At 40.0% G+C, this 8856-nt stretch carries 6 protein-coding genes; 1 reads left to right on the top strand and 5 read right to left on the bottom strand.

Annotated elements, in window-relative coordinates; all coding sequences use genetic code 11:
• Positions 1-158 precede the first annotated feature (158 nt).
• The 3 genes from R2Q70_RS21795 to R2Q70_RS21785 form a co-directional block, all read right to left on the bottom strand.
• The gene (locus R2Q70_RS21795) at positions 159-584 is read right to left on the bottom strand and encodes a hypothetical protein (protein ID WP_316809671.1); all 426 of its coding nucleotides are present in this window, start codon (positions 582-584) and stop codon (positions 159-161) included.
• 329 nt (positions 585-913) lie between these two features.
• Entirely contained in the window at positions 914-1354 is a 441-nt protein-coding gene (locus tag R2Q70_RS21790) for a hypothetical protein (protein WP_316809670.1), read from the bottom strand.
• 637 nt (positions 1355-1991) lie between these two features.
• The gene (locus R2Q70_RS21785; RefSeq protein WP_316809669.1) at positions 1992-2570 is read right to left on the bottom strand and encodes a hypothetical protein; all 579 of its coding nucleotides are present in this window, start codon (positions 2568-2570) and stop codon (positions 1992-1994) included.
• A gap of 702 nt (positions 2571-3272) precedes the next feature.
• On the opposite strand from R2Q70_RS21785, the gene R2Q70_RS21780 reads away from it, so the two are divergent.
• Entirely contained in the window at positions 3273-4643 is a 1371-nt protein-coding gene (locus R2Q70_RS21780) for a hypothetical protein (protein WP_316809668.1), read from the top strand.
• 614 nt (positions 4644-5257) lie between these two features.
• On the opposite strand, the gene R2Q70_RS21775 is transcribed toward R2Q70_RS21780, so the two are convergent.
• Complete coding sequence (locus R2Q70_RS21775) at positions 5258-6127, bottom strand: PorP/SprF family type IX secretion system membrane protein (protein WP_316809667.1); 870 nt, start codon at positions 6125-6127, stop codon at positions 5258-5260.
• A gap of 5 nt (positions 6128-6132) precedes the next feature.
• On the bottom strand, positions 6133-8856 hold a 2724-nt coding region (locus tag R2Q70_RS21770; RefSeq protein ID WP_316809666.1), incomplete at its 5' end, for an MBG domain-containing protein.

The following is an 8856-nucleotide window of genomic DNA, read 5'->3' as shown; positions in this document are numbered from 1 at the left end:
ATTAAAGAACTATTTGAAATAATTTTAGATCTATCTAAAAAAGTAAATGAAATCCACCAGTTACATTTTTCGGAGAAGAAATTAACATCCCGGAAAAATCAGAAACAAAAGTTTTTGGCAGAAATCTTGACAAGCCCTACAAAAAACTCCAAGGGTCGCTAAATCGCTGGGATTGCTTTATCTGACCTAACAAACTTTAACAACTCTTTCAAATAGGTTTCGGTTTCCGAGAGGCTGCCATGCCTATTGGCCGAACAGTTTTCTACAAGCGTCCATCCAGCGCGAAACTTCCGCACATTTGAGAGATGTTTAAATGAATAGAGTGTATAATTCTTATCTAATAGACCAGTAGCCTCCAAACATTTTTTAAATCTATCGTAGGCATAATTTTCAGCGCACATAGTTTGTGAAATGAAAGTTTTTGCAGAACCCAGAAGAAAACATTCTTTGTCGAACTTTTCAATTTGCAATTTATCTAGTTCGGCTCTCAGACTGACGTCAATATTAACAGGAATTGATTTTTTATTCTTCGACACAGTGCCAGGGACAGTAATCGTATTTTCCTCCAAATCAATGTACTTCAACTGAAGAAATCTAAGCTCCTTCGGACGGATGCAGGTGTAATAATCATCCGCACGAACAACTGGTAATATTTATCATACTTATCAAGCCAATCCATGATAACCTTAAAGTCGCGTTCCGTAAATACCTGATGGGACTGTGTCGGCATTTTTTTTCGTGTCTCACAATCGGTTACAGGGTTCGCGGAAATATATTATTAACTTTTAAATATCTAAAAAATTTATTTAACCCAATTCTGCAATTGTTGTAGGTCACCCCGGCCCACTTCTCTTCTCTTGCCTTAAAATTGAGAAAATCCGTAATCTCAAAATCACTGATGGTATTCACCTTTTTATTTCCACCCTGATATTTGATAAAGGAATTGACAGTCGGACTTGTAAGTACTGATTGATTTGGGCCTTGTTCCTTTTGCTTTGTGGTAGGACTCAAAAAGAACTAATGCTTCATTAAGGTCGATGCCAATGAGTTCCTTTTTAAGCCTTGCATTTGCCTGCTCATCCAATGGATTCCAATCGCCTTCGAGGGCAATCCGGTATGCTTCACATAGATTATTAAAGTTTTTAAGCTTTTGCCTTGGATCTTTAATCCGGTTAAGCTTTCTGGTTACCCTGATCCGCTCCATCCGTTCTTCTGCTGCATTATAGAAAAAGAACTCAACATACCAACTTTGCTTTGCCACTTCTTTATCTAGGGTGCTCCCTATAGGAACCTTTAAAATTGTCCGTCCCTTTACTAAACGGGGAAATGTATAAGGTAATTCCGGAATTTCCACAAAGCCAAAACTAGCCTGACGAAGATTTTTTTCCTGTGACTTACGTTCGGAGTACCCAACGTTTTCCGGATTTTCCTTAGAAGAATCTTGTTTTTTTTCGCCGTGCAGGACTGCATGAATTTTAAGCTTGCGGGCCGTTTAGTGGCAGACTTGTGTCAGAGTTAACCGACTAAAAAGAAGATAAATCACTGCTTTTCATTGGTTTAAGGATATCTGTGGAGAATATCCGATTCGGTATACCGTTTACAATCTTCATTCAGATTTGTAAATAGTTATCGTTCGCAACTAATAAATAATAATCTGCGGATATTGAATTCCTAATGAGAGATCGTGGCGCAACAATCTTTAGATGGTTCACTAGCCGATACACCCTATTTTTTTCATCGCTACCAATCCATTTTGGGAGGTGTTTTTCTGATAATTGATATCAAAGCTTCCATTTGAGAGATACCCGTATTTTGGAACTGAGTAGAAAGAACACAATCAAGGGCGCACTAAGCATGATGAGCGCATTCATTATTGAAGATGTCTAGAAACATGCAATGCTGAAAGGTTTATCCTAAGAAGCGACATATGGCTTGAATCCTAAAATAAGTGCGAAACTGGAGGATATAGTCGACACAATTAAGGCTGTCAGTTATTGCTTGAAATAATGATCTATATTTACTAGCTGATAATGAATGGACAGGCTGGCCACTTTACGGTCCCTTTCAAAAATTGGACTGGTGATGATGATACTATTACCGCTTTGGGTATTCAATCTGGCAGAATCTTTTGAGAGGAAGTTGATGTTATAAAAAGTGGAATACAGATGTCCGATCTCCGACTTTTTACTTGAAGCTATGATTACTCCGTAGTTATCGATTACGGAAGCGTCCTTAAAATTCTGCATGGTCGCAAGTTGATCAAGATAGGTGTTTACAGCCTTCCTATCCCCTTTCAAAACCTCAGTACGGATTGCCCAAACCAACGGCTTGCTAAATACCAACAATTGGCTTTTTAAAGTAGTATCCAACCTAGCAGAAATTGTTCTTTTATATAGCTGACTTTGCCTTTGACTTATCTCAATGATGGCTTTCCGCTCGATTGATTTCGATACCCAAAGCGAAAGAATGATAAGAATACTCGCAGCGAGTGAAATCAAAAAAGTTTTTATGGAGATGGTAGATTCTGTTATCCTGTGCGCTTTACTATGTCTATCTGATGAGTTGGTCATTCATGTAATCTTTTTTTTTCTACAATGTCGAAAACGGTGATTTTGTTTTTCACCTCATTAGAAGAAATTAAACAGACGCGTATGTTCGCAGAAAATAGGTGTAAACTTACAGCATATCTTACTGAGAAACCTTTATGATTACAGACTAAAAAGCGAGATCCATATGCTTTGTTCGAGTTGAAAAATAACTTTCTTTAACCATCGGATTCATCAATATGTTACACAAATTTAAATGGCAATGATTTGGTGCGTAATTCAGAAATCATAAAAACAACCCATCGTAAATAACATATGAGAATCTAGTTTTTAAATAGTCAAATATATGTTCAGAACCAGCAGTATAATAAATGTAAAACTGCGTTAATGCAATAATGCTAATTTGATAGGCTTGCATAATTAGGTTAAATTAGGGACCGTGGCTTATAATCTTGAAAGATTAAACTTTTCCTTGTTAAAAAATAGACCAGATCTTTTTTGATGCATATCAATTAAAGGCATCAAAATTTCAAAGTATATGAAAGCTACTAGACAGCAATTCCATTAACTCTGTTTGGTGATCTTTACTGTTTTTTGATTTTTATTTTTTTTATATTAGGGATTTGATAGAAAAGAAATCCATGGTTAACGCTCATTCCGCCAGGATTAATAATATCCAAGATGATTTTTTACTTCATTGCCTTAAAAACAATTTAATATATAGCTATGTCCACATTATTCAAACCTACGCCTACTGATTATGAACGCCTGATTCTATCCGGCAAAGATTTTTTTCCGCACCCTACACCATCACCAAAATCAAGTTGGGAATCCAAAGCAAGAACAGTAGTCATCTCATTGGCATCCAAAGCACCCTATATAGGAGGTGCAGTCAGTTATGTAATCAAAAGTTTCTGGCAGGAAGCTAAAGCTGATATCTGGGCTCAGGTTAGTGAAAATGTTTCCAAAATGGTTGACCTAAAAATTCTTGAATTCGAGATCACCCGTGATGGAAGCGAGTTGATGGCTATCAAAAGTGATATGGTATCCTATGTTGTAGCCAAAAACAAATCTGAACAGGCCATGCAACTCAATACACTTATTAGTAGGTGCACGGAAATGTATTTCAAGCTAATCAAATCCAATAACAAAGAGAAACTTATACCATTTACAGTTACGTTTTCATTGGTTCATCTTGCTATACTCAAAGAACGAGTGGATTCCGGAGAGGCCCTTTATGGTGAATTTGATGAGGCTTGGGTAATTGATTTGCAGCGGCAGATTGAAAACTACCAGTCATTTTTTACCGAGCAGATCCCGGCTTTGATTGAATGGCGTTCCTCACAGATTATTTACGAAAGTGTTACAACAGGTAAATTGATAAAAGATACAGACATCCAAGTCAACGACACTTTTGCGAAGAGATCGTTCAAAAAGAGCTATAGATTTGTGGATGGTAAAGATTATCGAAAGGACGAGTTGATGAAAATCAAGGAAGGATGGATGTCTTTTTGGATAGCAGATTTTGCGCAGTCTTATGCTTCGTTTTTTTATACTAACCGCCTTTTGCCTGGTTTAGAATCTGCACCACCAGCTATCGATCCGGCTTTCAACAGAATAACCATAGGACCGTTTTCACCGGGAAGCGAAAATGAATTACGTCCGTTGCGACCGGCAAACGACAGTCAGCCCAGCGGGAAGATTAAAGAAATAGTATATAACTTCGGGGACAGTCTAGACAGTTTCCAGGTAAATTTTGAAGGTCATGATGGTCAGAGAGCAACTAAAATTGGTGGCGATAAGACAAAGACGATTAAAGTTGATCCTGATAAGGAGCTTGTTGCCTTGCGGTTTTACTATTTACAGCCTTATAGTAGTTTAGCACCATTAAAGTCAATCAATTTTGTTTACAGCGACGGAAGTGAGAGTGAAACAGCAATGTCGAAGGATAAGCAACTTTTCAAGTATCAGGAAATTAAAATACCAGCAAATTATGAAATCACCAATTTAAGATCTGCAAGGGATGGTAGTGAACGGTTTTCATATTGGTTCTGGCTTGAACTGACCTTTAAATCCGTAGATAAAATAGGATGCTGAACTTAATTAGTAACCTTATAGTCGGTTGGTAAAAGGAACTGACTATAAGGTCACAATAAAACCAATCACATTTTTATCATCGGTGCTAGCATTATCTTCTTATCTGTAAATAGCCTTCCGTTTCCATTAGTTGATTTTTAGAAATCAAAGTTTAGCTAATTAAAAATAGCAATTTTTTCAGCTCATTAAGCAGTTACAAAATGCCTTCCAATATCGTTTTTTTCAAATCTCTTGAAATAATAGTAATCTTTCATGAATTGCATTCTCAATGGATCATCAAAAAATGCAGTCAGTGTTTTATAAATTGCTCATGTAATGATTCTGACGAAATTGTGAATCATGAAAAAACAGGAAATTTTATTTTTTGTTGGAAATTTTTACAAGCAAGTGCATTAATGAGACTTCACTAACGACGCGTAAACAACTTCTCGTCTGAAATAGTAATTTAATACTACACAAGAAGATGTAAGTACCAGAATCTATCTTTTAAAACAAACATAAAAAACCTATTCGCCGGTAGGTAAAATCTAGTCAGATTGATCATTTTACGTATGTTGTAAGGCAATTAAAGGACTGTATCGTGAAACTGAATTGATACAGTCCTTTAATATTATCTACCAGTTAATTCCAAGGTTAATCTCAAAACTACCGGCGGTGAATCCACTCAGCGCACCCGTTTGGGTTGTATAAGAAGTGTTAATGGTGTATTTTTTTTTGTAATGCATCCCAACCCCGAAACTCGCCGCCCGGCTGGTATGGTATATGGCTGTCAAAAGTAATTGTTCATTGGCCAGCGCAAGCTGCCCACCAATATCAAAGATCCCGGAAAGTTCCTGGAAAGACCTGTATGCAACCTTTGGTTGAAACTGGTTTTCGCCTAGATCAAATTGATAACCAACAGCAGCATACAAGACCGGCGAATTGATCAGCCTGAAATTGTCCCGCTTAAAATAATTCTTTAGATTCACCAATGCAAAATCCAGGTTTAGTCTGTTACTGGTCATCCCCACACCAAAATCACCATCAAAATAAGTCCGGTGATCTGTATTGTACATGCCCACCTGGGTATCATTCGGATTTCCAATCAGATCCTGCATGTCAATCCGCTGGTTGATAAAACCAGCAGAAAGACCAAAATGCAATTTTGTTTCTTCACCTAATGGCAAATTGTAGGCATATGAGGCCAAGACTCTTGTCTGCCTCTGCAAACCCGCCTTATCAAGGTTCAAGTTTAAGCCAATACCTACACGCTCCCAGCCATAAGTTGCACTTAAGTTCTGCATGACCGGTGCACCCGGAATACTATTCCATTGTGAACGGAAAGCTAAATCTGCCGCTGCTCCTTTTTTGACGCCTGCCATAGCCGGGTTGGCCAGATAGGTATTATGGAAGTACTGGTTCATTAACGGACTGGTTTGAGCATTCGCCTTTGTCATCCCGACCAGTGCGGCCAGTATAAATATTTTAATTTTTATGCTTTTCATAATGATTAACGGTTTCTGATAATGGTAATAAATCCCTTTTGAACAAGTTTGTCCGGCCCATAAGTAATCACATAATAATAAGTGCCCTCTGCCAAATCGCTTCCACGAACGGTTCCTGCCCAAGCATTATCATAACCTTTCTTGTTATATAACTCTCTTCCATTCCGATCGAAGATCCTTACCTCATTGTTTGGATACATGTCGATATTCTGAACTATCCATGTATCGTTTACCCCATCACCATTTGGCGTCAGGATATTATTGGCGATTAGCTTATAATCTTCAGCCACTTTGATGGTGATGGATCTCGTTGCCGTGCAACCCCCTGTACCCGTAACCTCTACCGTATAGGTAGTGGTCTGAGAAGGACGGACAGTCAACACAGCGGTGTTCTGACCAGATAGGATTCCATTTGCTGCTGACCACCTGTAGGTTGTCCCACCTGTTGCTGTCAATAGCGCTGTTTCTCCTTTGCTGAGTTCAGTTCCTTTGCTGCTGATTACATTTGCATTTGGTAAAGCATTAATCAAGAGCGATCCATTAACATATACGAAACGGTAGTTTCCCGAAACTGCATTAGCAGGAATAAGTGTATAAATGCCTGGGATGTTCCTATCCGCATTGGTGTTAACGCTTGCTTTTGTGCTTAATGCATTCTCAGTATCCCCTAATTTAAAGCCACTATAACTTACACTAAAATTTGGGAAGCCATCTGACCGACACATCACCGCATTATTCGCTGTGACGGTAATGGTGGCCTGGCTTATGCTTAGGTTGGCCGGAACGTAATTGATATTGTAATTATCAGTTAAAGCCAATGTTCCTTTATTGATCGCATAAGTACCCACGTTTTCGCCTGGTAATCTCACCAGTGAACCAGTGAAAGTATCACCTGTAGCCAGCGCCGGAGCAAAGGTATAAGTCAAAGCAGGATCAACATCACCAAAGGTTTTGCTCTTCGCTGCTGCTGTCACCGTAATGGTTTTCGCTGCAATCGTTAAGTCAGCACCAACATAAGTCAATGCATAGTTATTGCTTAATGAAAGCGTACCTCTATTGATTCTATACGTCCCCACGTTTTCGCCAGGTACCCTAACCAGTGATCCGGAGAAAGTATCACCCGTAGCCAGCGCCGGAGCAAAGGTATAGGTCAGTGCAGGATCAGCATCACCAAAGGTTTTGACCTTCGCTGCCGCTGTTACCGTAATGGTTTTCGCCGCAATCGTTAAGTCAGCACCAACATAAGTCAATGCGTAGTTATTGCTTAATGAAAGCGTACCTCTATTGATCGCATAGGTACCCACGTTTTCACCAAGTACCCTAACCAGTGAACCCGTGAAAGTATCACCTGTGGCCAGTGCCGGAGCAAAGGTATAGGTCAGTGCAGGATCAGCATCACCAAAGGTTTTGCCTTTCGCTGCCGCCGTTACCGTAATGGTTTTCGCTGCAATCGTTAAGTCAGCACCAACATAAGTCAATGCATAGTTATTGCTTAATGAAAGCGTACCCCTATTGATTGCATAAGTGCCTACGTTTTCGCCGGGTACCCTAGCCAGTGATCCCGAGAAAGTATCACCTGTGGCCAATGCCGGAGCAAAGGTATAGGTCAGTGCAGGATTAGCATCACCAAATGTTTTCCCTTTCGCTGCCGCTGTTACCGTAATTGTTTTCGCTGCAATCGTTAAGTCAGCACCAACATAAGTCAATGCGTAGTTATTGCTTAATGAAAGCGTACCCCTATTGATTGCATAAGTGCCTACGTTTTCACCAGGTACCCTAATCAGTGAACCCGAGAAAGTATCACCTGTAGCCAGTGCCGGAACAAAGGTATAAGTCAAAGCAGGATCAGCATCACCAAATGTTTTGCCTTTCGCTGCCGCTGTGACCGTAATTGTTCTCGCTGCAATCGTTAAGTCAGCACCAACATAAGTCAATGCATAATTACCACTTAAAGAGAGTGTTCCCTTATTGATTGCATAAGTGCCTACGTTTTCGCCAGGTACCCTCACCAGTGAACCCGTGAAAGTATCACCTGTAGCCAGTGCCGGTGCAAAGGTATAAGTCAAAGCAGGATCAGCATCACCAAAGGTTTTGCCTTTCGCTGCCGCCGTTACCGTAACGGTTTTCGTTGCAATCGTTAAGTCAGCACCAACATAAGTCAATGCATAGTTATTGCTTAATGAAAGCGTACCCCTATTGATTGCATAAGTGCCTACGTTTTCGCCAGGTACCCTCACCAGTGAACCCGTGAAAGTATCACCTGTGGCCAATGCCGGTGCAAAGGTATAAGTCAAAGCAGGATCAGCATCTCCAAAGGTTTTGCCCTTCGCTGCTGCTGTTACCGTAATGGTTTTCGCTGCAATCGTTAAGTCAGCACCAACATAAGTCAATGCGTAGTTATTGCTTAATGAAAGCGTACCCTTATTGATTGCATAAGTGCCTACGTTTTCGCCAGGTACCCTCACCAGTGAACCCGTGAAAGTATCACCTGTAGCCAATGCCGGAGCAAAGGTATAAGTCAAAGCAGGATCAGCATCACCATAGGTCTTGCTCTTCGCTGCAGCCGTTACCGTGATGGTTTTTCCACCGATCGTTAAATCAGCACCAATGTAAGTAACGGTATAATTGCTGCTTAATGCAAGTGTACCCTGGCCTATCGAGTAAGTACCCGCGTTTTCACCTGGTGTTCTGGTCAGGCTTCCGCTGAAACTGTCGCCACTTACTAGTGT

It is taken from the genome of Pedobacter agri, from assembly GCF_032678665.1.
Classification (GTDB): domain Bacteria; phylum Bacteroidota; class Bacteroidia; order Sphingobacteriales; family Sphingobacteriaceae; genus Pedobacter; species Pedobacter agri_A.
This window is presented reverse-complemented; position numbering and strand designations above follow the sequence as displayed.